Consider the following 24,828-nt stretch of genomic DNA (forward strand, 5'->3'; position numbering starts at 1 on the left):
TTTCATACTAAGAAAAAACAAGTTATTATATTTGCACCGTGATACTAAGAACAACATTTTTATTTATAGGAACTCCAGAAGTCATGTTCATACTTTTAATAGTAGTTATGGTTTTTGGTGCCGATAAAATTCCTGAAATAGCCCGTGGGTTAGCTAAAGGAATGCGTATGCTAAAAGATGCCTCAAATGACATCAAAACTGAAGTTACTAAAAGTGCCGAAAGAAGCGGACTAGACACTAGCATAACTAAAGATATTCAGAATGAATTAACCAAAGTAAAAGATGATCTTGAAGACTTTACAGGATCTGTAAGACGAAAACTCTAGTTTTATATTTATTAAGAAACTTACCTGTTGTTTGTCTAAAACGTAAAAAACACATCTACATTTTAGTAATTATTTAATATATTTAGAGAACAATAATCCTCTAAAATATATTAGTAATGAAAAAAAATTACATTAAATCGCTTTTGCTGATTGCTATTGTAACAGTATCTTGTTCTAAGGAAGATGCCACAACAGCAATCCCCGAACAGGAAGTTTTCCCAGAAAACGCACTAACCGTTCAAGAAATTAACGCCGTAATTACCGAAGGCTTAAATACCACAGGAGATTTTGATTGGAATAGTAAAAATGCTCATTTTTTATGGAGTGCAGTTACGCATGGTCAAAATGTATTAACCATAGGTTATGGTAATGCAGGTGAGAGTTTTACCGAAATTATGACTCCCGAAATTGAAGCCAAAAAGAATGACTTAATTGATGTTGTTGCCGTTAATGAAGGTGTAGAACTTTCTAAATTGAAAGTTGTAGAGCATGAAATCATAAATGTTATTGATGTTGAAGTTATAAACATTGAAACCATAATTGCACTTAAAAACAATCCTTATGTACGTTATTTAGAGCCTAATGGTTATAATCAGTTTGCTGTAACAGCATCTAACGCAAGATCAAGTTCAGGTTGTGATAATAGTGCAGATGCTATAAACGCAGCGCATTATTCAACAATATCTCCAAATAATGCACAAGTATCTTGGCATTTTGATGAACATAATATTCCACAAGCTTGGAATTATAGTACAGGATCTGGTGTAACAATTGGTTTAATTGATACCGGTGTTTCTGCCTCTCAATCTTTATTAAACTCTTCAGGGTTTAATGATGGTGCATCAACAGGACGTACCGTTCAAAAATATGGAACATTCATAGATTCAAACTGGTGGTGGTCTAGTAATTATGATGGGCCACATGATTTATGCGGACACGGTACAGCAATGGCATCAACTATGGCATCGCCAAGAAATGATAACGGAATGCCAGTAGGTGTAGCATATAATGCCAACTTAGTAGCTTATCGCGCAACCGAAGATGTGCTTTTAAACGATTATCACGAACGTAAAGGTGTATCTGATGCCTTAACTCAGTTAGGAAACAGGAGTGATGTAAAAATCATTTCAATGTCTATAGGATATTTATGGTCTATAGGAAATATTAAAGACGCAGTAAAGTATGCGTATAGTAAACAGAAATTAATTTTTGCAGCAGGAGGAACATCAACAAGTTTTACTAATGGATATGGTGTTATTTTTCCTGCAACTATGAGTGAAACTTTAGCTGTAACAGGTGTTAATGATGGAAGTTCTTATGAGCGTTGCGATGTATGCCATAGCGGAAGTAAAATAGATTTTACCATTATTATGGAAGGCGACAATAATACAAGTAAAGCCCCACCTGTTTTAGGATTTAATAATGGCGAGCGTCGTTATACAGGAGGTTCATCGGCAGCAACGGCTACTACTGCAGGAATTGCAGCTTTAGTGTGGTCTAAAAACCCAAGTTGGTCACGTACACAAGTATTGAATAAGCTAAAACAATCTTCAGAGTTTTACCCAAGTAGAAATAGTAGTTTTGGTTACGGAAATATTGATGCGTTACAAGCGGTTCAATAAAAAACAGAAAACTATTATAAATAAAAAATCCTCTTCAGTTTTGAAGAGGATTTTTGTGTTTTATAAGTTGTTATTTTTTTCTACTAATCGTCAACCCATCTCTAATAGGCAGTACAACAGTTTCAATTCTATCATCTTCTTTTAAAAGCGTATTAAATTCTAAAACAGCTTTTGTAGAAACGTCTTTATCTTTTAGTGGTTCAATTACTTTTCCGTGCCATAACACATTATCCGAAATGATAATCCCACCCGGATTTAACTTATCAATAATTAAATGAAAGTAATTAACATAGTTAGGTTTATCTGCATCAATAAATACCAAGTCAAAAGTTTTATCTAGCTGAGGTAAAATATCAATAGCACTTCCTAAATGTTGATAAATTTGGTGTCCGTATTCCGATTTATCGAAATATTTACGCTGAAAATCCTCCAATTCTTCATTCACATCAATTGTGTGTACTTCACCTTCGGGATGTAAACCTTCCGCTAAACATAAAGTTGCATAACCTGTAAAAGTTCCTAATTCTAAAATAGTTTTCGGACGTGTTAATTTTGAAATCATACTCAATACACGACCCTGGTAAGGACCGCTAAGCATAATAGGTTGCAATATTTTTTGATACGTTTCTCGTGTGAGTTGTTGCAATAATTCTGGTTCGTTTTCAGAATGTGCAACAATATAATCGTCTAGTTTTTCAGGTAAAAAATGCATGACTATGTATTGTAATTTGTTTAATTTTTAATTATCAGTTCTAGCAGAGTCGAGCTCTTTTAATTTCCTAATATTCTATTCACTAATTTATCTTTCGCCGCTTGGTCATCACCACACAACCATTGTATCACGTTGTCTTCCCAAATCGCATCACGTTGGTTTTCGGTTATAATATCTCGTTCCATTGCTAAATCTAAAATTTTACCAGGATAAGACGCTTGTTTTTCACTTTCCATTTCCCCTAAAGGATACGGATCGTCAAGTCCCATTAATACCTGTTTTGAACCTTGATTTCTAATTAAAAGTTCTAATCCACCAGTATCATGTACCAAGGTGTCAAAGAATATATTTTTATGACCAACCGCTTTCCTTGGGTGACTTTTACCTTCAAATAAATCTGGTCTTCCATCAAAACCTTGAATACGTCTTCCTAAATTTATCTGTGCCAATTGTCCTCCGTGCGCAAAACAAGTACGCATATTTGGGTATTTATCTTGGTACCCATTAAGTGTTAAAAAGTGATACGCATCGGCACATTGCGCCAACATCCATATCAAGTGAAAACGCCAAGATGTGTTTTCTAACTTAATGAATTTTTCACCATCATAAGGGTGAATTTCAACCGCCAAATTATATTTATTTGCCAATTCAAAAATCGGCTCATTTTCTTCATCAAAAATACAACGCCATGTCCCAATCGTGTCCATATAATGCGTTGGCAAACATAATAATTGCATGCCAAGTTCTTCAACACAACGCTGAATTTCCCAACAAGCACCTCTTACAAAACCGGGGTGAACCACAAAACCGGTCGTAAATTTACTAGGATTATCACGCTGTACTTTCGCATTAAAATCATTCTGAAAACGAAGCGCTTGTTTCATTTCTTCAACACGTAAACCGTTACCGTATAATTGCGACAGATTTAAAACTACAGCATGATCAATATTAAAACGTTCCATCCATGCTAACTTTTCATCTAAGAAAAAACTAGAATCTGTAATTGGGCGATTCCAATCCTTCTGAAGCATAAATTTCCTGTCTTTATCCACCCAAAAAATCCCCTTATCTTTCATGAATTGAGGAATATCTTCCGGGTAAGGTAATAGGTGAGAATGACCGTTTATTCTAAGTTTTCTTTTTTCCATGGTTGTCTTTATTGACAGTTTTAATGTTGTTTTAAGTCGCCTATTAAGCTTTAACTTTATTTGGAGGCTGCATCACTTCACCACATTTTGGGCAAGAGCGTTTGTGTAAATCTCCATAATATTTATCAAAAATTTTAGGCATATCTGTTTCAATATTTTCCACCGTAAAATCCTCTTCATATAATTTGGTTACACAACTTTCACAAAACCAAAGTAAAGCATCTCGCATTCCTTCAGGACGTTTATATTCAATTACTAAACCAACTGTATTTGCACCTCTTTGTGGAGAATGCGGTACTTTTGGAGGTAATAAAAAGATGTCACCTTCCTTTATGTGTATGTCTTTTGGCGTCCCTTTATCAATCACTTTTAATACGATATCACCTTCCACTTGATAGAAAAACTCAGGGGTTTCATTGTAATGATAATCCTTTCGATTATTGGGGCCACCAACAACCATTACTATAAAATCACCGTCTTTCCAAACCACTTTATTTCCAACAGGTGGCTTTAAAAGATGTCTGTTTTCTTCAATCCAAGCTTTAAAATTTAAAGGCGAAACTAAATCACTCATGTTGTTTTATTTTGGGCGTTACCCTAAAAAGGGTCAGGCTTTTCGCTATATCTTTTTTAAACGTGTTTTCAATACATTTTGTTCATACTTCACAAAACACTCAAACTGACGTTTAAAAAAGGATGTCGCTTCAATCCTTAACGCAAATTCATCAATTCAATAAAATTACAATAAAAAACGAAATATCTTACTATAAAGATTTTGTTCTTCCACCATCAACAGGAAGATTAATTCCGTTAATATAAGCAGCACGTTCACTCGCTAAAAATGTAATAGCTGCTGCTAACTCTTCGGGTTTTGCAAAACGTTTTGCCGGAACAGCGCTTTTCATGGCATTTGCAGCTGCTTCTTCTGATTGTCCTGATTTTGCCGATTTGTTTTTAATAATTTCAGCTAATCTATCTGTTCCTGTAGCTCCAGGAAGTACGTTATTTACTGTAATTCCAAATTGACCCAACTCATTAGCTAACGTTTTACTCCAGCTAGCAACTGCACCACGAATAGTATTACTTACCCCAAGTCCATCTAAAGGTTGTTTTACAGACGTTGAAATAACATTCACAATACGTCCGTAACCTTCAGCTTTCATAAAAGGTACAACCGTTTGTGCTAACACGTGGTTACATTTTAAGTGTTGAGTAAAAGCGCTTTCAAATTCATCAACTTCAGCAGAAAAAACAGGACCTCCTTTTGGGCCTCCAGTATTATTAACTAATACATGAAATCCATGATTTTTTGAAATATAAGCGGCTACTTTTTCTTTTAATTCCTTAGGGTTAGAAAAATCGGCTACTATATAATCGTGTGCTCTTTGTTGGGGTAATTCAGTTAAGACCGCTTTTAGTTTATCTTCATTTCTAGCAATTAAGGTCACTTGTACGCCTTCTTCTGCAAGAGCTATTGCTGTTGCTTTACCTATTCCTGCTGTACTTCCGCAAACTAATGCGTATTTATTATTTAAATCTAAGTTCATTTTTATGTTTTTTTTGAAACCTCTAGACTGTGCTCGAGGAGACATTTAATTAATACTTTATGCAAACATTTTTAGCTTCTGTAAAAAAGCGTAAGGCTTCAAAACCTCCTTCACGTCCAACACCTGATGCTTTTACACCACCAAAAGGCGTTCGTAAATCACGCATCATCCAAGTGTTCACCCAAACAATTCCTGCTTGTAGTTCGTTACTCATTTTCATGGTGCGTTTTAGATTGTTGGTCCAAAGTGTTGCCGAAAGTCCGTATTTTACTTTATTTGCCATCTCCAATACTTCATCTTCTGTAGTAAAGGGCATGATAGTTACAACGGGCCCAAAAATCTCTTCCTGATTCACTCTGCATTCGTCTGTAGGAACTTCAATAACTGTTGGTTCTAAATAGTAACCATTTTCAAAGCCTTCAACAGTCACTTTTTGTCCGCCACAAAGTATGTTGCCTTGTTCCGCTTTAGCGATATCTATAAAATCTATGACCTTTTCTAAATGTGATTTAGAAACTAAAGCGCCAATATTGGTTGTGTTTTCCGATGGGTGACCAACTTTTAAGGCGTTTACTTTTTCAACAAAATCTTTTTTGAATTTCTCATAAATTGAAGCTTCTACAAAAATGCGACTTCCACAAAGACAAATCTGACCTTGATTTGCAAATGATGAACGCACTGTAGTATTTAACATATCTTCATAATCGCAATCTGCAAAAATGATATTTGGGTTTTTTCCACCTAATTCTAAGGATAGTTTTTTAAACATTGGTGCAGCAACTCGTGCAATATGTGCACCTGTTGCTGTTCCTCCCGTAAAAGAAATAGCTTTTATGTTTTTGTGTTCAATAATGGCTTGTCCTGTTGAGCCTCCAAGACCATGAACAATATTCAGTACACCTTTTGGTAATCCTGCTTCGGTACATATTTCTCCTAAAAGAAAAGCGGTCATTGGTGTGACTTCACTTGGTTTTGCAACCACACAGTTTCCTGCGGCAATGGCAGGAGCAATTTTCCATGTAAATAAATAGAGTGGAAGGTTCCAGGGTGAAATACAACCAACAACACCTATGGGTTGGCGTAGTGTATAATTTATGGCTTGTCCTACGCTTTCATGACTTTCACTAGCAAATTGAGTAATGGCGTTTCCAAAGAATCTAAAATTACTTGCAGCTCTTGGGATATCTACTGTTTTTGCGAGGTTAATTGGTTTTCCGTTATCTTTACTTTCAGCTTGCGCAAAAGCATCTAAATGTTCTTCTAGTAATTCTGCAATCTTTATTAGTATTCTGCTACGCTTTTCTAAACTAGTTTGTGACCAACTAGGAAAAGCAGATTTTGCAGCATTATATGCTTCTTCTACATCTTCTGAAGATGAATTTGGAATTTTTCCATAAACTTCTCCGTTACTTGGATTATAGTTTTCTATCCAATCATTATTTATGGGAGATTTAAATTTTCCGTTTATGTAGTTTTTGATGTTTTCCATTTTCTTCATCTTTATTTTATGTCGGTAAGTTATTGTTGCTTCTTGTAAGCCATAACCTTAATTTCTACTACCAAATCTGGATGTGGTAATTGGTGTACGGCTACTGTGGTTCTGGTTGGTCCAGTTTCTTTTTCAAAAAACTCTCCGTATGCTTTATTATAGTCTGCAAAGTCGTTCATGTTAACTAAAAATGAAGTCACATCAACAACATCTTTTAAACTTGCACCTACTTTTTTAAGATTGGTGTCTATATTTTTTAAAACCTCTTGCGTTTGTGTGTAAGCGTTTAGTTTTTTTGTGCCCATTTCATCAATAATATCAACTCCAGCAATACTGTTGTCTGCTCTACGAGAACTGGTTCCGGAAACGAAAATGAAATCGCCTACTTGTTTTACATGTGGATATGCACCTCTTGGTGTTACTTTTGTGCCTTCGTTCATTGTTCTATTTTATTTATTGCCAACTACTTCAATCCTGCAATTTTATCGTCTTGAAGAATTGCTTGGGTTTCTTGTTGTACTTTTTTTAAAGTACTATTTAAATCATCTGTAATAGTGATTTTTTTATCTACTAATAAATTCAAAATCGCTTTGTCTTGTGCGCGTCCTTTAGTCATTGCTGTGTAATACGGAATGTCTTCTTTAAAAGTTACCATTGAATATTTTGAAAAATAATCGTTTGGAAATTCTTTTTCTAAAGCCATTTCAATAGCGCGTTTTTCTTTAAAAATAGGATTTGCAACGTGATCGCGCATTTCGTAATAATTATCGATAGCCAAATCTGCGATAGCATCTGTATCTGCTTTTCTTGTTTTTTCGTAGACTTTAAAAATGGTTTCCCAATCGCCTTCGTGTTGGTTTATAATAGCATCAAAAACGGTTACATCTTCAAAAGAAGCATTCATACCTTGTCCGTAAAACGGAACAATAGCATGTGAGGCATCTCCTAAAATCACATTTTTATTTTTGTAATGCCAAGGTGAGCATTTTACAGTTCCTAAAGCACCTGTTGGATTGTTAGCAAATTCTTGGGCTATATTTGGGATTAACGCCAACGCATCTGGGAATTGTGTAGCAAAGAACTCTTTTATAGTGGCTTGGGTAGTTAAATTATTAAAATTGTATTCGCCTTCTTCATAACTTAAAAATAGTGTTACTGTAAAACTTCCATCTAAATTTGGAAGTGCAATTAACATATAATCACCTCTTGGCCAAATATGAAGATAATCTTGACTTATAAGATGCTTTCCTTCCGCGGAAGCAGAAATTTCTAACTCCTTATACCCGTGAGTTAAATAATTTTGTGAGTAACTGAATAAAAACTTACGTTCTAAATAATAGCTTTTTCTAAGTGAAGAACCCGCACCATCGGTACCAAAAACAACATCACCTTGGGCTGTAAATTCTTCTTTAGTTTGGTAATCATAAAAACTAGCTGTATTGTTTTCGATATCTACTCCGTTACATTTTTTATTGAAATGAATGGTTAGGTTATCGTATAAATCGGCTTCGGTTAGTAATAATCCGTTTAAATCGCCTCTAGAAATTGAATTGATGTATTCGTTATCTCTTCCTGAGTAATTTGAAGGAAAAGTATTGCCTTCGGTATCATGAACCAATCTTCCGTACATTGGAATACATAACGGTTTTACTTTATCTTCAACTCCTACAAGTCTCATGGCTTTTAAACCTCTATCTGATAATGCTAAGTTGATAGATCGTCCTGCAGAAATATCTGTAGTTCGTAAATCTGGTCTGCTTTCGTATACGTTAACAGTGTAACCACGTTGTGCTAAACGTAAGGCTAGGAGTGAGCCACAAAGTCCGGCTCCAATGATTAGTATGTTTTCTTTTTTGCTCATATTTGTTGTTGTCTGGTCTAGCGGAGTCGAGATCTGTTAAACCTCTTGATTCTGCTCAAGGTGACATTCTTTTTATTCTAATATCTCTTTCAATTTTTCAACCATTCTATATACATCTTCAAAAGTGTTGTATAGAGGTATCGGAGCGCAGCGTATAACGTCTGGTTCTCTCCAGTCTGTAATAATATGTGCTTCGGTTAATTGTTTGTGTAAGTTTTTGTCGGCATCTTTTACTTGAATAGATAATTGGCAACCACGTTCTTTTGGATTTGAAGGTGTGATAATTTTTATCTTGTTGTTATTTAATTCGTTAATTAAAAACTCAAAATAACCTGTTAGCTTTTCAGATTTTTCGCGTAAAGCATCCATTCCAACTTCGTTAAACATGTCTAGAGATGCTTTTATTGCCGCCATAGATAAAATTGGAGGATTACTAAGTTGCCATCCTTCAGCTCCCGGTATAACGTCTAATGGTTGACGCATATTAAATCGTGTTGATTTATTATGACTCCACCATCCCGAAAAACGTTTAAGATCTTTGTTGTGCGCGTGTTTTTCGTGTACAAAAAGTCCACCTAGACTTCCTGGTCCAGAATTTAAGTATTTGTAGGTACACCAAGCTGCAAAATCTACTCCCGAATCGTGTAATTCTGGGTTGATATTTCCTGCGCCATGTGCTAAATCTATCCCAACCATACAGTTTTGTGCATGACCAAGTTGTGCTATTTTTTTGATATCTAAATATTGACCTGTGTAATAATTAACACCTCCAATAAGTAATAAAGCTATTTCATCGCCTTGTTCTTCAAGAATTGTTTCAAGATCTTCAATATTGAGTAATTCTTCACCTTTACGAGGCTTCCATTCAATAATACCTTCAGAAGCATCAAAACCATGAAATTCTAACTGAGTTTGTACTGCATATCTATCGCTAGGAAATGCATCACTTTCAATTACAATTTTAAATTTCTTTTTGGTAGGTTGATAAAACGATACCATTAGCAAATGTAAATTTGTGGTAAGCGTATTCATTGTAACTACTTCAATAGGTTTTGCACCTACAATTTTTGCCATAGATTCGGTAAGGAATTCATGATATGGCATCCAAGGGTTTTTAGCTTCAAAATGCCCTTCTACACCAAAGTTAGCCCAATCATCTAATTCTTGTTGAATATATTTTTGAGTGCTTTTTGGTTGTAAGCCTAGTGAGTTTCCTGTAAAATATAACCAGTTGTTACCGTTTTTATCTTTTGGAATATGAAATTGATCTCTGTATTGTGAAATTGGGTCATTTTGATCTTGCACTTTGGCATAATCAAGACCTAGTTTGTAGTTAGACAATGGCTTTAGTTTTTCGGTTTCCAACAAAAATAAGGATTATAAATTTAGTAAAAAAGGTGATTTTTACCTGTTATAATTTATGAAAAACAAAAAGCACTTCAACCATAGGAAGAAGTGCTTTTAATATATATAGGCGCATATAGCGGAATATTATATAATATATGCGGTAGGATTTATGTTTAAGATGTTTTAATGATCATCTTTAATTAAAAGCGGGCAAGTTCTTTTGAAAGCTGCTAAACGTTTTTTTGATACATTTTGAATGTACGGGTTGTTAGGGTTTTTTTTTTCAAAATCCTGGTGGTAGGCTTCTGCTTCCCAAAATTTTTGAAAAGGCATGATTTCGGCTGCAACTTTAGTGCTTAATTTTTTTGTTAATTCTGCTTTTTTTGCAATGGCTATTTCTTTTTGAGCTTCATCTTGAAAAAATATGATTGAGCGATATTGTGAACCATAATCGTTGCCTTGACCGTTAAATTGTGTTGGGTCTTGAGAATTGAAAAACACATCAATAAGTGTTGCGTAATCTACAATGTTTGGATCGTAAACAACTTCAATAGCTTCGGCATGTCCTGTTTGTCCTGTATTACTAGCTTCGTAAGTTGGGTTTTTTGAGTGTCCTCCAGAATATCCTGAAGTAGCTTCTTCAACACCTTTTACGCTTTCAAAAATAGCTTCGGCACACCAAAAACAACCACTAGCAAAATAGGCTCTTGCTTTACCATCTTGTAATGGCACTACAACAGGATCTAAATCCATTAATGATTTTTGTTTTTTATTGGTTTGTGCATTGTTTTGTGCATTGTTTTGACAGCTAAATAAGAACATAAGTGCAAGTGTAGATAATATGGTTTTCATAAGGTGTTTTTTATTATAGTCGAAAAATAAGGAGAGACCTTAAGTTGTAGTGTGTGAAAGTTATCTTAAATAAAAAAGCCTTCATAAAATATGAAGGCTTTTTAAAATATGTTGAAATGGAATTATAGTTTTGCAAACATTTTTTCCATTTTAGCTTTTTGTTCTTCAGCTAACTCAGCGTCAACTAAAATACGACCACTGTGCTCATCTGTAATTACTTTCTTACGAGAAGCAATTTCTACTTGAATTTGTGGTGGAATTGTAAAGAAAGATCCTCCTGATGCTCCTCTTTCGATTGGCACAACAGCTAAACCATTTTTCACATTAGCACGGATTCTTAAGTATGCTTTAACTAAACGTTCTTCGATTTGCTTTTGGTAGTCTTCAGATTTCTGATGTAACGCTTGCTCTTCTTTTTCAGTTTCAGCTAAAATAGCATCTAATTCCCCTTTTTTGTGCTTTAAATGTACTTGACGATCTTTAAGACGTCCTTTAGTTTCAGAAATAACTTCTTTTTTCTGCTCTATTTGTACTTTAAATTCTTTGATATGCTTTTCAGCTAATTGAATTTCTAATTCTTGAAATTCAACTTCTTTAGTTAGTGAGTTAAATTCTCTGTTATTTCTAACATTTTTTTGTTGCTCACTATATTTTTTAATTAAAGTTTTTGCCTCTTCAATTAAATTCTTTTTGCTTTTGATATCATCATCAATAAGCGCTAGGTTAGAATTTAATTTTTCAAGTCTTGTGTTTAAACCTTCAACTTCATCTTCTAAATCTCTAACTTCTAAAGGAAGTTCTCCTCTAATGTTTCTGATTTCGTCTACTCTAGAGTCGATCAATTGTAAATCGTATAATGCTCTTAATCGGTCTTCAACAGAAGCTTCAACTTTCTTTGCCATAATTATAAATACTTTACTGGATTGGTATTTGTCATCGATAAAATGATTGCAAAATTAGTGATTTTTTTTGAGAGATAGTTGACTAAAAACGTTTTTGTGTGTTGTTCGCTTTCATAATGTCCAATATCGGCTAAAATAATTTTGTTTTCAGCAGCAAAAAAATCATGGTATTTTAAATCGGAAGTAATTAAGATGTCAGCATTTACGGACTTTGCAGCGCTAATAGCAAAGGCACCAGAACCACCAAGAACTGCTACTTTTTTTATAGTGTTTTTTGTTATTTTTGAGTGTCTAATTGCGGTGACATTCATCTTGTTTTTTACAAATTGCAAGAAATCTTTGGTGTTCATTTCGTTTTGAAGCTCTCCAACCATACCAATTCCTATGTTTTGATTGTTATTATTGAGTGTTATAATTTCAAAAGGGACTTCTTCATATGGATGATTTTCAAAGAGTGTATTTAAAACTTGAGATTCTAAATGTTTAACGAAAGTCATGGTGACTATAGTTTCATTTTCGTAGCGCATTTCTTCTTTTTTACCAACTTTAGGATTTGAGTTTTCATTTCCTTTAAAAGTTCCTACGCCTTCAATATTAAAACTACACTTGTCATAATTTCCTAAACTTCCTGCGCCAACATTAAATAAGGCATTTCTTACTGCTTGTACGTTTTCATTTGGAATGTAAGTGGTAAGTTTTCTTATGGTTTCTTTCTGCGGAATTAATATTTGCTTGTTAATAAGGTTTAATTGATTGCAAATAATATCGTTTACACCTTCTATGTGATTGTCTAATGCGGTGTGCATTGAATAGATGGCGATGTTGTTTTGTATGGCTTTTATGACCACACGCTCTACATAATTGCTGCCGTTTAGTTTTTTTAAACCTTTAAAAATAATGGGATGAAAACTCACAATCATATTGCAGTTTTTTTCAATAGCTTCGTCTACCACAGCTTCAAGCGTATCTAAGGTAACGAGTACTCCTGTAACTTCTTGTGTATATTGTCCTACTAAAAGTCCTACATTATCAAAATCCTCGGCGTAGTTAAGTGGTGCTAATTCTTCTAAATAATTAATGACGTCTTTTACAATCATAGTATATTTGTTTGCTTCAAAGATAAAATATTATACATTCGTTACGATGAAATTATTAAGATACATATTATTCCCGGTTGTGCCGTTCTACTATTTAGTAACTTGGTTGCGAAATAAGTGCTATGATTTAGGGCTTTTTAAGTCTACTTCTTACAATTTTCCTGTGATTTGTGTAGGGAATTTAAGTGTTGGCGGTACTGGAAAAACGCCTATGATTGAGTATTTGATCCGATTATTGTCTTCGGAATATAAATTAGCGACTTTAAGTAGGGGGTATAAAAGAAAAACCGAAGGTTTTATTGTTGCAGATCATCAAACAACTGTAGCCGATATTGGCGATGAGCCATTTCAGTTTTATAATAAATTTAAAGATGTTATTGTAAGTGTTGATGCAAATAGAGTGGAAGGAATTGAAAATTTACAGGCTTTACCAACTGCCCCTGAAGTTATTTTATTGGATGATGCTTTTCAACACCGTAAAGTAAAAGCAGGATTTTATATATTGCTTACTGCGTATAGTAAATTGTATGCTAAGGATTTTGTATTGCCTACTGGAGATTTACGCGAACCTAGAGCTGGTGCTAATCGTGCCAATGTAATTGTGGTTACAAAATGTCCTGTTGGCATATTGGAAGCCGAAAAAAATAAGATTAGAAAATTACTGAACGTAGCCAATCATCAAACAGTAGTTTTTAGTGAAATTGTATATGCTAATACTATTATGTCGGTTGAAAACGAATTACCGTTAGCTCATTTAAAAGATAGGCCATTTACTTTGGTAACCGGAATTGCAAATGCACAACCTTTAGTTGATTTTTTAAATGAAAAAGGCTTGAAATTTAAGCATCTTAACTTTAAAGATCATCATGATTTTACTGAAATAGAAATAAACTCGTTGAAGGAAAAAACGTTTATTTTAACTACTGAAAAAGACTTTATGCGCTTGTGTACTGAATTTGTAGATGCTAAAACACCGTTATTTTATTTACCTATTGAAGTGAAAATAGATGAGGCAGAATTATTTAATACGTTTGTGAAAAAGTTTGTAACTAAGAATTAGCTGTTTTTTTTAGCATTTTGATTGCTTTCTAAAGCGGTGTATAGTTTTTTCTCAAAATCCTCTTGTTTAAATGGTTTTGAGATAATATCATTAAAACCTGCTTCATCAAACTCATGCATTTTGTCATCTAAAGTAACAGCTGTAAGCGCAAAAATAGTTAGATCTTTATCAAAGGTTCTAATTATTTTAGTTGCTTCAAGGCCACTTATTCCTGGCATATGAATATCCATTAATACAACATCATAGGTTTCTGCTTTAACCATGTCAACTGCATCTTCTCCGTTATCAACAACATCACAATATAGTTGCATTTTGTTTAAAATCTTCTTGGTAATCATTTGATTAATTTTGTTGTCTTCTACAACTAAGATTTTAATTTTATCTAGATCCAAATTACTAATGTTTTTTGAGTACATATTATTCTTAACGACTGCTATTTCTTTACTATATTTTAATGGGATTTCAAAAAAGAATGAAGATCCTTTTCCTAATTCACTTTTTAAATAGATATCTCCTTTTAAAATTTCAATTAACCCTTTTACAATAGATAATCCCAATCCTGTACCACCATATTTACGGTTAATTTGTATAGATCCTTGAGAAAAACTTTCAAACATATGTTCTTGTTTTTCTTTGGTTATCCCTATTCCGTTGTCTTCAATTTCAAAGCGGACATTAAAAATACCATTGTCTTCTCCTATGTTTTTAATTTTCACCCAAATATCTCCGTCTTTGGTGAATTTTATCGCGTTACCAATAAGATTAATTAATATTTGAGATATTTTTAGTTGATCAGCTTCAAAGGATTCAGGAAGGTTACTATCATATTCATAATGCATTTTTACATTATTATCTGTAGCCGAATTTGTTAGTGCCGAAATAACGTTGTCTACCTTTTTCTTTAAGTTGAATACTTCGGGGTCTATATCTACTTTGTTGGCTTCTATTTTATTAATCTGAAGGATGTCATTTATAAAAGTTAATAGGTAATCTCCAGAGAATTTTAATGATTTTAAATGCGGAATTTGCTCTTCTTTAGGACTTTCATCTAAAAGCATATTAGTTAAACCTGTAACAGCGTAAAGTGGTGTTCTTAACTCATGAGTAACGGTTGATAAAAAATTGGCTTTACTTTTAGATGCTAATTCTGCTTTTTCTTTGGCTTTAATTAACTCATCATTCTTCTTGTGAAGCATGTTGTTAGTTTTTAACCTAATATTATTATTTTTATATAATGATAATGTTAATAGTGATAAGATTGTAATTAAGGCAATACTTAAAATGGTTGTGATTTTGGTAAGATTACTTTCTTCGTTTTTCTCTTCCATTTGAGCCTTTAGGTGCAAGTTTTCGGCTTCACGGTATTCGTTTAAATATTGGTTGTTTGTTGTTTCTGGCGAAAGATTTTCACGTTTAATATTTAATATAGAATCTGATAGCTGAATGTGCTTTATTAAAAACGTATTTGCAAGTTTGTAATCTTTATTGTTTTGATAAATGTCACTTAAAGTGAGGTAGCTTTCGTTAATGTTTTCGGTAAAGCTATTTTCTTTAGCAATTTCTAATCCTTCATAAGTTCTAGCTAAACCTAACTTAGGGTTGTCTAAATGATATAAAGCTTTACCACTGTTTATTAAAGCGTTACTTAAAATGTTTTTTTGAGAATACTTTTTAGCTATCAGTATCGATTTATCTAAAAGTGATTTAGCAGATTTATAATCTTCTAATTTCAGATAAACTTTAGCTTCATTAAGGCAAACTTCAGAAGTGTATTCTTCTAAATCGTCTTCTTCAAATTTAGTTTTAGCCGAATTAAAATAATCTAAAGCCGTTTGATATTCTTTATTGTTATAGTGTAAAATTCCTCGTGTATTAAACGTGATTGCTAGATTTTTATAATCTTCAATATCTCGTTGAATTTTAGCTGCTTTAGTTAGTGATACAAAAGCTTCTTTTGGATCGTCTATTATAAATTGAAGTTTTGCTATTTTGGTATGAATAATACCTTCGCTTTTTAAATCGTTAATTTCGATAGCAATTTCTAAAGCTTTTATTAGGTTGTCTTTGGCATTATAGTAGTCTCCTCTATCACTATCAAAAGATGATTGTGTGATATAGTTTTTTACACGCATTTCTAGTAAATCTAAATCTGTAATATTATCTTGTGCAGACACCTGTACAGATAGGCATGTAAGTAAAATAATAATGTAAAACCTCAGTTGAGACATGTTTTTTAGACCATTTTTATTTAAACAAATATACTTATTAATGTCAATAAAATTAATTCTTAATTACTTAAATGATAAATTAAGTCTAAAATACGAGAGGAGTATCCTGTTTCATTGTCATACCACCCAATAATCTTTATCATATTACCAATCACCGATGTCATTTGAGAATCAAAAATGCAAGAATGTGTGTTCCCTACAATATCAATAGAAACGATGGGGTCTTGGGTGTATTCTAAAATCCCTTTTAGTTCATTTTTTGAAGCTGTTTTAAAAGCATTATTAATGTCTTGAATACTCACGGTTTTTTCAACATTAAAAGTAATATCTGTTAGTGATCCGTTAGCGACAGGAACTCTAATTCCGCAACCTCCAATAACTTCAGATAAATTTGGAAAAATCTTTGTTAATGCTTTTGCAGCTCCTGTAGTTGTTGGTACAATAGATTGTCCTGCAGCTCTAGCTCTTCGTAAATCGCGATGTGGTTGATCGTGTAAACTTTGGTCTGTAGTGTAGGAGTGAACCGTTGTAATGTAGGCTTGTTTTACCCCGCAAAGTTTATCAATAACCGAAATCATTGGTGCAGCATTATTTGTGGTACAAGACGCGTTTGAAATTATGCTTTCAGAACCATCTATAATATGATCATTAACTCCTAAAACAACTGTTTTTATATCGTCTTGAGTTGATGGTACAGATAAAATAACACGTTTTGCACCATTGTTAATATGATGTTGTAATTCGGTTTTAGTTTTAAATTTACCTGTAGCTTCAATAACAAAATCTACATTGTAAGGTGACCAATCAATTGCTTGAGGGTGATTGTGGTTTAGTAATTTCACTAATCTTTCATTTACAATAATATGTGTGTCATCATGAGTTACGTTTTGTTTTAAAACGCCATGAATACTATCGTATTTTAAAAGATGTGATAAGGTTCTTGCATCGGCTAAATCATTGATAGCAACAATTTCTATGTCATTGCGATCTTCAATAAGTCTAAACACACGTCTTCCAATGCGCCCAAAGCCATTAATGGCAACTCTAATCATATTAGTTTATGTGTTTTTGAGCTTTGTATGATGATCTCACTAAAGCACTACTTTCTACATGTCTAAAACCTAACTCTAAACCTATTTCTTCGTATTCTTTAAATTGGTCGGGAAGGATAAACTGTTTTACAGGTAAATGTTTTTTACTAGGCTGTAAATACTGCCCAATTGTAACCACATCTACATCATTAGCTTTAAGGTCATGAAGTGTTGCAATAACTTCTTCTCTAGTTTCTCCAAGACCTAGCATAATACCAGATTTTGTACGGCGTTGTCCTTGAGATTTTAGGTATTTTAAAACACCAAGACTTCTATCGTATTTAGCTTGTATACGTACATCACGTGTTAAACGTCTTACGGTTTCAATATTGTGAGATACAACTTCTGGTGCAACTTCAATAATTCTATCAATATGATGTTCTATACCTTGAAAATCCGGAATTAGGGTTTCAATAGTTGTATTAGGGTTCATTCGTCTTACAGCTTTCACTGTTTCAGCCCACATAATACTTCCCATATCTTTAATGTCATCTCTATCCACACTAGTTAATACTGCGTGTTTAATGTCCATTATTTTTATAGAACGTGCTACTTTTTCAGGTTCATCCCAATCTAAAGTTTCTGGACGCCCCGTTTTTACACCGCAAAATCCACAAGAACGCGTACATACATTTCCTAAAATCATAAATGTAGCAGTTCCTTCTCCCCAGCATTCACCCATGTTTGGGCAACTTCCAGAGGTACAGATTGTGTTTAATTTATACTTATCAACTAAGCCTCTTAGCTCGGTGTATTTCTTACCTGTTGGTAATTTTACACGTAGCCATTTTGGTTTAGGTTGTCTTTGTGACGGCGTTTTTGTAGCTATTTCTGTATTCATTTACATTGTAATTTGCAGTAGCAAAGATACAAAGTATAATTGTAAAAAGATGTTAAGATAATAAATACCGTTTATGTAAAAAATAAACGATTTAATTGTAGGGGATTAACTTTGTTTTTAATGCCGAATTACTTCTTTTTTATAATCTCGGCAAGTAGTTTTTTTGCTCTAAGTAATTTTACTTTTACATTACTTATAGGGTCGTTTAGTTCTTCCGAAATTTCTTTGTAACTCAATTCCTGAAAGTATCTTAAGTTGATAACTTTTTGGTAACTAGGTTTAAGTTTTTTAATATCACGTAGCAGTTTCGCTAAATTTTGCTCAGTAATTAATTTATCTTCTGGAGAAAGAGATTCATCAATAATATCGTAAAATTTACCTTTTACAGTTTCTGTAGATGTACTAGGAATAGTTGCTTTTTGCTTTCTAATTAAATCAATATGAATATTTTTAGAAATAGTAATTAGCCATGTTTTAAAAACATAGTTATCATTATAAGTTTGAATTTTATCAAAAGCTTTTGAAAATGTTTGTATAGTGATGTCTTCCGCATCATTTTCGTTTTCGGTGCGTTTAAGTTGAAAGCCATAAACTGCATTCCAATAAGTGTCTAATAAAAAATTAAACGCTATTTGGTCGTTGTTTTTTGCTTTTTCAATGGCGTCTTTTATTTCCAATGATTTGGTTTTGAGCTTATATTTTTTATAAAGATAAAGAATTGCGCTATAATTAAAAATATTTCGAAAACAGGTAGAAATAATAATAGATCTTTTTCATTAAATTTCTTAGCAGTCATTCCAAATATAGCGTATAGCATTATTAGCCTGAAACCAGAAAGTACTGCGACAATAATCCAGTTGAATTGTAAGCTTAATAGTATGATTGCTAAGACCCAAAACAAGATTTGCGAAGAATAAAATAAGGCTAATAAAATTTGATGCTTTAACTTGTATCGTGTTGCTGTGTTAACGTGTCTTCGTTTTTGAAGTATCCAATTACGGTAGGTTGTTTTAGGTTTTGAAATGGTAAAGCTATCTTCTGAAAAACAAAGCGCTGTATTACTTTTGGTAGCGACTTGGTTTACAAATAAATCATCATCTCCCGAAAGTATATCCATATGACTCATAAAGCCTTTGGCCTCATAAAACAGGTCACTTTTGTATGCTAAGTTTCGTCCAACAGCCATGTAAGGCATGCCTATTGCTGCGTAAGAAAAGTATTGAGTAGCTGTTAAGAGTGTTTCAAAACGAATGACTTTGTTTAAAAACGAATTTTTGATTTTTTCATAACCTCCATACCCAATAACTAAGGATTTAGTGTCTGAAAAATGGCTACTCATTTGACTAATCCAATGTGTAGAAACAGGCTTACAGTCGGCATCCGTAAATAATAAAGTATCATGCTTAGCTGCTTTTATACCAAGTGTAAGTGCATATTTTTTATTTCCCCAAAAAACTTCAATGCTTTTTACGTCAACAATCTTTATGCGATCATCTTTAGCTTTAAACGCTTCCATAACTTCTAGGGTGTCATCACTAGAGCTATCATTAATAAGTATGATTTCAAAATTCGGGTAATCTTGAGTTAAAATTGAAGGGAGGAATTCTTTTAAGTTTTCTTCTTCGTTTTTAGCACAAATAATTACAGATATAGGTTGCTGGCTGTTAATTTTTTGTTTTGCCGAAGTACTAGAGAATTTAGCAAATATACCAACGTAAAAAAAAGTTTGAACAGCAATAACTACAATAAAAATGTAGAATGCAATTGTAAGTAGAAGCATTAAAAACTATGAATGTTGAGTATCGTTACAGTTTTCAAATTGATCTGGAGTTTTTCCGCAAAAACCACAAGCATCTCCGTCTTTATTAAGCATTGGATTTTGACTTGCACAAGTTCCTGCAAATTTCCCGTCTTTTTTAGCCCATAGTTTAATAGCAATACCTGCTACTCCTATACCTAAAAGTGCTAATGTGAGTAATAAAAGTTTCATTGTAAAATTTTATACAAAGATATAGTTTTTTCAGATAATAATTCTAAACAATCTGTTAAGATGTAAAAGTGTTTGTATCTCTAGTTGTGACTTTTTAATAAATATAGGGTCTTAACTACTGAGAGAACTATAATTATTAAAATGTATATATTATGAAAAAATTATTTGCAGAATTCTTTGGAACGTTTTGGTTAGTGTTTGGAGGTTGCGGAAGTGCCGTTTTTGCAGCAGCTTTCCCAGAGTTAGGAATTGGATTTGCTGGTGTTGCATTAGCTTTTGGTTTAACCGTATTAACTATGGCTTTTGCTGTGGGGCATATTTCGGGAGGTCATTTTAATCCGGCAGTATCTATAGGATTATGGGCTGGAGGGAAATTTTCGGCAAAAGATTTACCAGGTTATATTGTAGCACAACTTATTGGAGGTGTTGCTGCAGCAGGATTATTATATGTAATTGTTTCTGGTCAGCATGGTTTTACTGGTGTTGGTGGTTTTGCATCTAATGGGTACGATACTTTATCTCCTGGAGGTTACTCAATGACTTCGGCTTTTATTGCTGAATTTTTATTAACCTTATTTTTCTTATTAATTATCTTAGGAAGTACAAGCGAAAGAGCGCCTAAAGGTTTTGCACCTATAGCTATTGGTTTAGGTTTAACGCTTATTCATTTAATTAGTATCCCTATTACAAATACATCTGTAAATCCTGCAAGATCTACAAGTCAGGCATTATTTGCTGGAGGAGAGTACTTACCTCAGTTATGGCTGTTCTGGGTTGCACCTATTGCTGGGGCAATTGTAGCTGGATTTATTTATAAATTAGTTTTAGATAAAGCTGAATAATCTTAAGAAAGACTAAAAAAAAAGGGAATACTAATTAAAGTACTCCCTTTTTTTATGCGGTATATTTTGTGTTACTTAATATTTTTTAAAGTGATTTCGGCAACTTCATTATCTGCACTATTAGTGTTTGGAGTGCCTTTAGGTTCAATAGTAATACTTAGGCCAAGTGCGTCTTCCATATAAGGGATGTTTTTAAAACGCTTATCTTTAGTGTCTAAAATTCCTAAGTTTACCATACGATCTTGTAATTCTGCCCAAATTTGGTAGGTTTGATTTTCTGGTAATTGAGGTAGAGAAACTACATCAATTAAAGAGGTTTTATCAACCGCGTTAATATATGCTACAGTTTTTAAATCTTTAGCTCTGTCATTACCACGTAATACATATTTTTCGGTTTCAGGATTGTTCAGTTTCATAAACTGACGCATCATATTATCTAACTTTTCATTATTGCTATTGATGTCGTTTCTGATATCAAAAATTTCATCAACTACCACTTGGTTTTCTCTAGTTAAAGATCTGTTTTGTTGAAATAACATAAATGAATAACCAGCAAAAATAAATGCAGCAATACTCGCAGCAATACTATACCAAGGTGTTTTACTTACAGGCGTCTCAGTTTGTAATGCAATTACAGGTGTGTCATCTAGCTCTTCATGTATAGCGTCTAATATAAATGCTGGCGCTTCTACAGCTTGTACGTTAGCTAGAGTTTCTAAATTGTTTTGTAATTTAATATATTCAGCTTCAACTTCAGGGTAGGTGTCAATATAATGTTCTGTTTCCTGTGTTTCTTCAGGGGTTGCAGTTCCTAGAATATATTTATCCAGTAGGCCTGCATTTAAGAAAGTTTGTAATTCTTTTTTCATAATATATAGGTTTAATCGACGTAGATTTTTTTTAATTCTCTAAGTCCAATTTTTAATCTAGATTTAATAGTTCCTAACGGAATATCTAATTCGTCACTTGCTTCTTGCTGCGTCATGCCTTCAAAAAACAATGCTTTTAGTACAATTTGATATTTTTTATCTAGTGTTGCAACATGTTTTTTTAAATCTATAGTATCTTGATTTATACTTGTTGCTGGTAAAATATATACGTTTGATTTATCGATTTGGACTTCCTTCTCAAATCTATTATTATGACTTCTTAATTTATCAATAGCTGTGTTTCGAGCAATACGAAATAACCAAGTAAATAGCTTAGCTTTTTTTGAGTCGTATTTTTTAGCATTTTTCCAGACTTTTACAAAGGTTTCTTGTAAAGCATCTTTAGCTAGCTCTTTATTTATTGTTATTTTTAAAATAACACCATAAAGACTATTTGAGTAATTTTCATAGAGTATATTTAAAGCAGCTTTGTCTCCTTTTTGAAGGAGCGTTACTATTTTTTCTTCAATTGACTGGCTCAAAGATTTAAAATTTAAGTGTTAGTAAAAAAACGTTTTACTTTATTTAAAAGGCTTTTTTGTAGGGATCTAAATGTGGTTGTAAAATTACTAAATAAATACTACTTAGGTTATTTTAGTTTTAAATGTGTTTTTGATTGTTTGTATAAAGAATAAAAGCCTCATTTTTCATTTGAGGCTTTCTAATTTATATGATATTAACTTCAGTTTCAATATGAATATCAAAAAGACGTAATACAGTATCTTGTATTAAATGTGCTAAGTTTAAAATATCTTGTCCTTTAGCATCACTATAATTTACAAGTACCAAAGCTTGTTTTTTGTGTACACCATAATTACTAAAAGTTTTTCCTTTAAATCCTGACGTCTCAATAAGCCATCCGGCAGGAACTTTTATTTCATTTTCTGAAATCACATAACTTGGTGCTTCAGGAAAACTCTTTAAAAGTATATCAAATTTAGCTTTATTGATAATTGGATTTTTAAAGAAACTTCCGCTATTTCCTATTTTTTTAGGATCGGGGAGTTTACTTTCTCTAATAGCTATAATAGCTTTTGAAACCTCCTGAATTGTTGGTGTTTCAATGTTTTTATCTTTTAATTCAGCTAAAATAGCACCGTAACCTGTGCGAATGATATGTTTGTTTTTAGTGAGTTTAAAAGAAACAGAGGTAATAATATAGTTGCCTTTTTCGGCTTGTTTAAAAACAGATTCTCTATATCCAAAATTGCATTCTGCTTTTGTGAACGTTTTAAGTGTTTTACTTTTAATATGTAAAGTGTCACAAGATTTAAATACATCTTTTAATTCCACGCCGTAAGCACCAATATTTTGTATTGGAGCAGTACCAACATTTCCTGGTATTAAAGAAAGATTCTCAACACCACCAAAATTATGAGCTAAACACCATTGTACAAACTCGTGCCAGTTTTCACCAGCACTAGCTTTTACAATAACTTCATTTTCGGTTTCCGAAATGATTTCAATCCCTTTAATATTTACATGAATTACTAAAGCATCAAGATCTTTTGTGAGTAACATATTACTTCCTCCTCCTAAAATAAAAGGTTTTGGGTATCCCTCAAGGGCTAAAACGTCTTGAAGTTGTTGCGTATTAGTTACCACTACAAAATAACTTGCTTTGGCGTCTATACCAAAAGTGTTGTACGGTTTTAAAGATATGTTTTCTTGAATATGCATTTAGTCTTTGTACACTTTTAATGCTGCTTTTAAGATGCTAACTGCTTTAATTAAACTTTCTTCATTAAGTACGTAAGCAATTCTAATTTGGTTAAGTCCAACACCTGGAGTTGAATAAAAACCAGCAGCAGGAGCAACCATTACAGTTTCACCATTAACATCAAAATCCTCTAATAACCATTGCGCAAATTTATCGGCATTGTTAATAGGTAATTCAGCAATACAATAAAAAGCACCGTTAGGTTTTGCTACTTTTATACCGTCTATTTTTTCAAGTTCAGTAATTAAAGTATTTCGTCTTTGTACGTATTCAACAATAACTTCATCAAAATAACTTTGTGGTGTTGCTAATGCAGCTTCACCAGCAATTTGAGCTAATGTTGGCGGACTTAATCTTGCTTGTGCAAATTTTAAAGCCGTTTTAATAAATGTTTTATTTCTAGATACTAAATAACCAATTCTTGCACCACACATGCTGTAACGTTTAGAAACCGAATCGATAATAATTGCATTTTCCTCAATGCCTTCTTCTTGCATAATTGAGTAAAAATCAATTCCGTCATATACAAATTCTCTGTATACTTCATCGGCAATTAAAAACAGATCATGTTTTTTTACTAACGCTGCTAATTGTTTGATTTCTTCTTTTGAATATAAGTAACCTGTAGGGTTTCCTGGGTTACAAATAAGAATAGCTTTAGTTTTAGATGTAATTAATTTTTCAAACTCTGCAACAGCTGGTAAAGCAAAGTTGTTTTCAATTTTAGAAATTACAGGCACAACTTTTACATCAGATGCTGTAGAGAATCCATTGTAATTTGCGTAAAATGGTTCTGGAATAATAATTTCATCATCAGAATCCATAATACTTCCAAAGGCAAATAATAAAGCTTCACTACCACCAGTAGTTACAATAATATCTTCTTTTGTAACATGAATATCATTCTTTGCGTAATACTCGGCAATCTTAGTTCTGTAACTATCAGAACCTTCAGATCTTGTATAAGCTAAGATATCTAATGAGTTATTTTTTACTGCATCTAGTGCTACTTGAGGTGTCTTTATGTCGGGTTGCCCAATATTAAGATGGTAAACTGTTTTCCCTTGTTTGTAAGCTTGTTCAGCATAAGGTACTAACTTTCTTATTGGAGATTCTGGCATTAATTGCCCTTTAGTTGAAATTACTGGCATTTGATTAAATTTAGAAGGCAAAGTTCTGAAAATTATCTCAGAGTTTTTATAAAAATGTATTAAAAAAACCGTT

Annotated in this window: 25 protein-coding genes; 4 read left to right on the plus strand and 21 right to left on the minus strand. The window is 32.9% G+C overall.

What is annotated here, in order from left to right; translation table 11 throughout:
- Nucleotides 1-38: 38 nt before the first annotated feature.
- Together ACU4C5_RS08125 and ACU4C5_RS08130 are read left to right on the plus strand one after the other, a co-directional pair.
- Complete coding sequence (locus ACU4C5_RS08125) at nucleotides 39-326, plus strand: twin-arginine translocase TatA/TatE family subunit (protein ID WP_446843695.1); 288 nt, start codon at nucleotides 39-41, stop codon at nucleotides 324-326.
- 116 nt (nucleotides 327-442) lie between these two features.
- Entirely contained in the window at nucleotides 443-1,948 is a 1,506-nt protein-coding gene (locus ACU4C5_RS08130; protein ID WP_446843696.1) for a S8 family peptidase, read from the plus strand.
- Between the two features lie 70 nt (nucleotides 1,949-2,018).
- Here ACU4C5_RS08130 and ACU4C5_RS08135 read toward each other — a convergent pair whose 3' ends face one another.
- The 11 genes from ACU4C5_RS08135 to ACU4C5_RS08185 all read right to left on the minus strand — a co-directional run bounded on the left by ACU4C5_RS08135 (nucleotide 2,019) and on the right by ACU4C5_RS08185 (nucleotide 12,903).
- Nucleotides 2,019-2,660 (minus strand): O-methyltransferase, encoded by a 642-nt coding sequence (locus ACU4C5_RS08135; RefSeq protein WP_446843697.1) that lies wholly within the window; start codon nucleotides 2,658-2,660, stop codon nucleotides 2,019-2,021.
- 59 nt (nucleotides 2,661-2,719) lie between these two features.
- Nucleotides 2,720-3,808: an amidohydrolase family protein gene (locus ACU4C5_RS08140; RefSeq protein WP_446843698.1), complete on the minus strand. Its 1,089-nt coding sequence runs from the start codon at nucleotides 3,806-3,808 to the stop codon at nucleotides 2,720-2,722.
- Nucleotides 3,809-3,851: 43 nt separating this feature from the next.
- Nucleotides 3,852-4,382 carry a 3-hydroxyanthranilate 3,4-dioxygenase gene (locus ACU4C5_RS08145; RefSeq protein ID WP_446843699.1) on the minus strand — a complete coding sequence of 177 codons (531 nt, stop codon included), beginning with the start codon at nucleotides 4,380-4,382 and terminating at the stop codon, nucleotides 3,852-3,854.
- Nucleotides 4,383-4,572: 190 nt separating this feature from the next.
- Complete coding sequence (locus ACU4C5_RS08150) at nucleotides 4,573-5,355, minus strand: SDR family oxidoreductase (protein ID WP_446843700.1); 783 nt, start codon at nucleotides 5,353-5,355, stop codon at nucleotides 4,573-4,575.
- 49 nt (nucleotides 5,356-5,404) lie between these two features.
- Entirely contained in the window at nucleotides 5,405-6,844 is a 1,440-nt protein-coding gene (locus tag ACU4C5_RS08155) for an aldehyde dehydrogenase (protein ID WP_446843701.1), read from the minus strand.
- A 29-nt stretch (nucleotides 6,845-6,873) separates the two neighbouring features.
- Nucleotides 6,874-7,284: a RidA family protein gene (locus tag ACU4C5_RS08160; protein WP_446843702.1), complete on the minus strand. Its 411-nt coding sequence runs from the start codon at nucleotides 7,282-7,284 to the stop codon at nucleotides 6,874-6,876.
- Nucleotides 7,285-7,307: 23 nt separating this feature from the next.
- Nucleotides 7,308-8,705, minus strand: coding sequence for an FAD-dependent oxidoreductase (locus tag ACU4C5_RS08165; protein WP_446843703.1), 1,398 nt, complete (start codon nucleotides 8,703-8,705; stop codon nucleotides 7,308-7,310).
- A gap of 72 nt (nucleotides 8,706-8,777) precedes the next feature.
- Nucleotides 8,778-10,046, minus strand: a complete 1,269-nt coding sequence (gene kynU / locus ACU4C5_RS08170) for a kynureninase (RefSeq protein ID WP_446843704.1) — start codon at nucleotides 10,044-10,046, stop codon at nucleotides 8,778-8,780.
- A 189-nt stretch (nucleotides 10,047-10,235) separates the two neighbouring features.
- Entirely contained in the window at nucleotides 10,236-10,904 is a 669-nt protein-coding gene (gene msrA, locus ACU4C5_RS08175; RefSeq protein ID WP_446843705.1) for a peptide-methionine (S)-S-oxide reductase MsrA, read from the minus strand.
- A 122-nt stretch (nucleotides 10,905-11,026) separates the two neighbouring features.
- Entirely contained in the window at nucleotides 11,027-11,806 is a 780-nt protein-coding gene (locus ACU4C5_RS08180) for a zinc ribbon domain-containing protein (RefSeq protein ID WP_446843706.1), read from the minus strand.
- A 2-nt stretch (nucleotides 11,807-11,808) separates the two neighbouring features.
- Entirely contained in the window at nucleotides 11,809-12,903 is a 1,095-nt protein-coding gene (locus ACU4C5_RS08185; protein ID WP_446843707.1) for a Nif3-like dinuclear metal center hexameric protein, read from the minus strand.
- 46 nt (nucleotides 12,904-12,949) lie between these two features.
- On the opposite strand from ACU4C5_RS08185, the gene lpxK reads away from it, so the two are divergent.
- Nucleotides 12,950-13,963: a tetraacyldisaccharide 4'-kinase gene (gene lpxK, locus ACU4C5_RS08190; RefSeq protein WP_446843708.1), complete on the plus strand. Its 1,014-nt coding sequence runs from the start codon at nucleotides 12,950-12,952 to the stop codon at nucleotides 13,961-13,963.
- Here lpxK and ACU4C5_RS08195 read toward each other — a convergent pair.
- From ACU4C5_RS08195 to ACU4C5_RS08220, 6 genes are all read right to left on the minus strand, one after another.
- Nucleotides 13,960-16,191 (minus strand): ATP-binding protein, encoded by a 2,232-nt coding sequence (locus ACU4C5_RS08195; RefSeq protein ID WP_446843709.1) that lies wholly within the window; start codon nucleotides 16,189-16,191, stop codon nucleotides 13,960-13,962. The genes lpxK and ACU4C5_RS08195 overlap by 4 nt on opposite strands.
- A 59-nt stretch (nucleotides 16,192-16,250) precedes the next feature.
- Nucleotides 16,251-17,243 (minus strand): type I glyceraldehyde-3-phosphate dehydrogenase, encoded by a 993-nt coding sequence (gene gap / locus ACU4C5_RS08200; RefSeq protein WP_446843710.1) that lies wholly within the window; start codon nucleotides 17,241-17,243, stop codon nucleotides 16,251-16,253.
- A 1-nt stretch (nucleotide 17,244) separates the two neighbouring features.
- On the minus strand, nucleotides 17,245-18,123 hold the full coding sequence (gene lipA, locus ACU4C5_RS08205; protein ID WP_446843711.1) for a lipoyl synthase: 879 nt from the start codon (nucleotides 18,121-18,123) through the stop codon (nucleotides 17,245-17,247).
- A 128-nt stretch (nucleotides 18,124-18,251) separates the two neighbouring features.
- On the minus strand, nucleotides 18,252-18,800 hold the full coding sequence (locus ACU4C5_RS08210) for an RNA polymerase sigma factor (RefSeq protein ID WP_446843713.1): 549 nt from the start codon (nucleotides 18,798-18,800) through the stop codon (nucleotides 18,252-18,254).
- Nucleotides 18,791-19,903 carry a glycosyltransferase gene (locus tag ACU4C5_RS08215; RefSeq protein WP_446843714.1) on the minus strand — a complete coding sequence of 371 codons (1,113 nt, stop codon included), beginning with the start codon at nucleotides 19,901-19,903 and terminating at the stop codon, nucleotides 18,791-18,793. Before ACU4C5_RS08215 ends, ACU4C5_RS08210 begins: the two co-directional genes overlap by 10 nt.
- A gap of 6 nt (nucleotides 19,904-19,909) precedes the next feature.
- A complete protein-coding gene (locus ACU4C5_RS08220; protein WP_446843715.1) occupies nucleotides 19,910-20,113 on the minus strand; it encodes a membrane or secreted protein in 204 nt (67 codons plus the stop codon).
- A 152-nt stretch (nucleotides 20,114-20,265) separates the two neighbouring features.
- Between ACU4C5_RS08220 and aqpZ the strand changes: the two genes are divergently transcribed.
- Nucleotides 20,266-20,955, plus strand: coding sequence for an aquaporin Z (gene aqpZ, locus ACU4C5_RS08225; RefSeq protein WP_446843716.1), 690 nt, complete (start codon nucleotides 20,266-20,268; stop codon nucleotides 20,953-20,955).
- A 71-nt stretch (nucleotides 20,956-21,026) separates the two neighbouring features.
- On the opposite strand, the gene ACU4C5_RS08230 is transcribed toward aqpZ, so the two are convergent.
- The 4 genes from ACU4C5_RS08230 to ACU4C5_RS08245 all read right to left on the minus strand — a co-directional run bounded on the left by ACU4C5_RS08230 (nucleotide 21,027) and on the right by ACU4C5_RS08245 (nucleotide 24,755).
- The gene (locus ACU4C5_RS08230) at nucleotides 21,027-21,824 is read right to left on the minus strand and encodes an anti-sigma factor domain-containing protein (RefSeq protein WP_446843717.1); all 798 of its coding nucleotides are present in this window, start codon (nucleotides 21,822-21,824) and stop codon (nucleotides 21,027-21,029) included.
- A gap of 11 nt (nucleotides 21,825-21,835) precedes the next feature.
- Nucleotides 21,836-22,366: an RNA polymerase sigma factor gene (locus ACU4C5_RS08235; protein WP_446843718.1), complete on the minus strand. Its 531-nt coding sequence runs from the start codon at nucleotides 22,364-22,366 to the stop codon at nucleotides 21,836-21,838.
- 184 nt (nucleotides 22,367-22,550) lie between these two features.
- On the minus strand, nucleotides 22,551-23,564 hold the full coding sequence (murB, locus tag ACU4C5_RS08240) for a UDP-N-acetylmuramate dehydrogenase (RefSeq protein ID WP_446843719.1): 1,014 nt from the start codon (nucleotides 23,562-23,564) through the stop codon (nucleotides 22,551-22,553).
- Nucleotides 23,565-24,755 carry a pyridoxal phosphate-dependent aminotransferase gene (locus ACU4C5_RS08245; RefSeq protein ID WP_446843720.1) on the minus strand — a complete coding sequence of 397 codons (1,191 nt, stop codon included), beginning with the start codon at nucleotides 24,753-24,755 and terminating at the stop codon, nucleotides 23,565-23,567.
- Nucleotides 24,756-24,828: the final 73 nt, after the last annotated feature.

It is taken from the genome of Lacinutrix undariae (genome assembly GCF_052934785.1).

What these genes read in the sequence shown, in the direction of transcription:
- lipA (WP_446843711.1), bottom strand. Translation starts at nt 18,123, where the DNA reads ATGAATACAGAAATAGCTACAAAAACGCCGTCACAAAGACAACCTAAA.
- ACU4C5_RS08135 (WP_446843697.1), bottom strand. Translation starts at nt 2,660, where the DNA reads ATGCATTTTTTACCTGAAAAACTAGACGATTATATTGTTGCACATTCT.
- ACU4C5_RS08140 (WP_446843698.1), bottom strand. Translation starts at nt 3,808, where the DNA reads ATGGAAAAAAGAAAACTTAGAATAAACGGTCATTCTCACCTATTACCT.
- ACU4C5_RS08245 (WP_446843720.1), bottom strand. Translation starts at nt 24,755, where the DNA reads ATGCCAGTAATTTCAACTAAAGGGCAATTAATGCCAGAATCTCCAATA.
- ACU4C5_RS08165 (WP_446843703.1), bottom strand. Translation starts at nt 8,705, where the DNA reads ATGAGCAAAAAAGAAAACATACTAATCATTGGAGCCGGACTTTGTGGC.
- ACU4C5_RS08155 (WP_446843701.1), bottom strand. Translation starts at nt 6,844, where the DNA reads ATGGAAAACATCAAAAACTACATAAACGGAAAATTTAAATCTCCCATA.
- ACU4C5_RS08185 (WP_446843707.1), bottom strand. Translation starts at nt 12,903, where the DNA reads ATGATTGTAAAAGACGTCATTAATTATTTAGAAGAATTAGCACCACTT.
- lpxK (WP_446843708.1), top strand. Translation starts at nt 12,950, where the DNA reads ATGAAATTATTAAGATACATATTATTCCCGGTTGTGCCGTTCTACTAT.
- murB (WP_446843719.1), bottom strand. Translation starts at nt 23,564, where the DNA reads ATGCATATTCAAGAAAACATATCTTTAAAACCGTACAACACTTTTGGT.
- ACU4C5_RS08145 (WP_446843699.1), bottom strand. Translation starts at nt 4,382, where the DNA reads ATGAGTGATTTAGTTTCGCCTTTAAATTTTAAAGCTTGGATTGAAGAA.
- ACU4C5_RS08215 (WP_446843714.1), bottom strand. Translation starts at nt 19,903, where the DNA reads ATGCTTCTACTTACAATTGCATTCTACATTTTTATTGTAGTTATTGCT.
- aqpZ (WP_446843716.1), top strand. Translation starts at nt 20,266, where the DNA reads ATGAAAAAATTATTTGCAGAATTCTTTGGAACGTTTTGGTTAGTGTTT.
- ACU4C5_RS08130 (WP_446843696.1), top strand. Translation starts at nt 443, where the DNA reads ATGAAAAAAAATTACATTAAATCGCTTTTGCTGATTGCTATTGTAACA.
- ACU4C5_RS08195 (WP_446843709.1), bottom strand. Translation starts at nt 16,191, where the DNA reads ATGTCTCAACTGAGGTTTTACATTATTATTTTACTTACATGCCTATCT.
- ACU4C5_RS08160 (WP_446843702.1), bottom strand. Translation starts at nt 7,284, where the DNA reads ATGAACGAAGGCACAAAAGTAACACCAAGAGGTGCATATCCACATGTA.
- msrA (WP_446843705.1), bottom strand. Translation starts at nt 10,904, where the DNA reads ATGAAAACCATATTATCTACACTTGCACTTATGTTCTTATTTAGCTGT.
- ACU4C5_RS08180 (WP_446843706.1), bottom strand. Translation starts at nt 11,806, where the DNA reads ATGGCAAAGAAAGTTGAAGCTTCTGTTGAAGACCGATTAAGAGCATTA.
- ACU4C5_RS08230 (WP_446843717.1), bottom strand. Translation starts at nt 21,824, where the DNA reads ATGAAAAAAGAATTACAAACTTTCTTAAATGCAGGCCTACTGGATAAA.
- ACU4C5_RS08150 (WP_446843700.1), bottom strand. Translation starts at nt 5,355, where the DNA reads ATGAACTTAGATTTAAATAATAAATACGCATTAGTTTGCGGAAGTACA.
- gap (WP_446843710.1), bottom strand. Translation starts at nt 17,243, where the DNA reads ATGATTAGAGTTGCCATTAATGGCTTTGGGCGCATTGGAAGACGTGTG.
- ACU4C5_RS08220 (WP_446843715.1), bottom strand. Translation starts at nt 20,113, where the DNA reads ATGAAACTTTTATTACTCACATTAGCACTTTTAGGTATAGGAGTAGCA.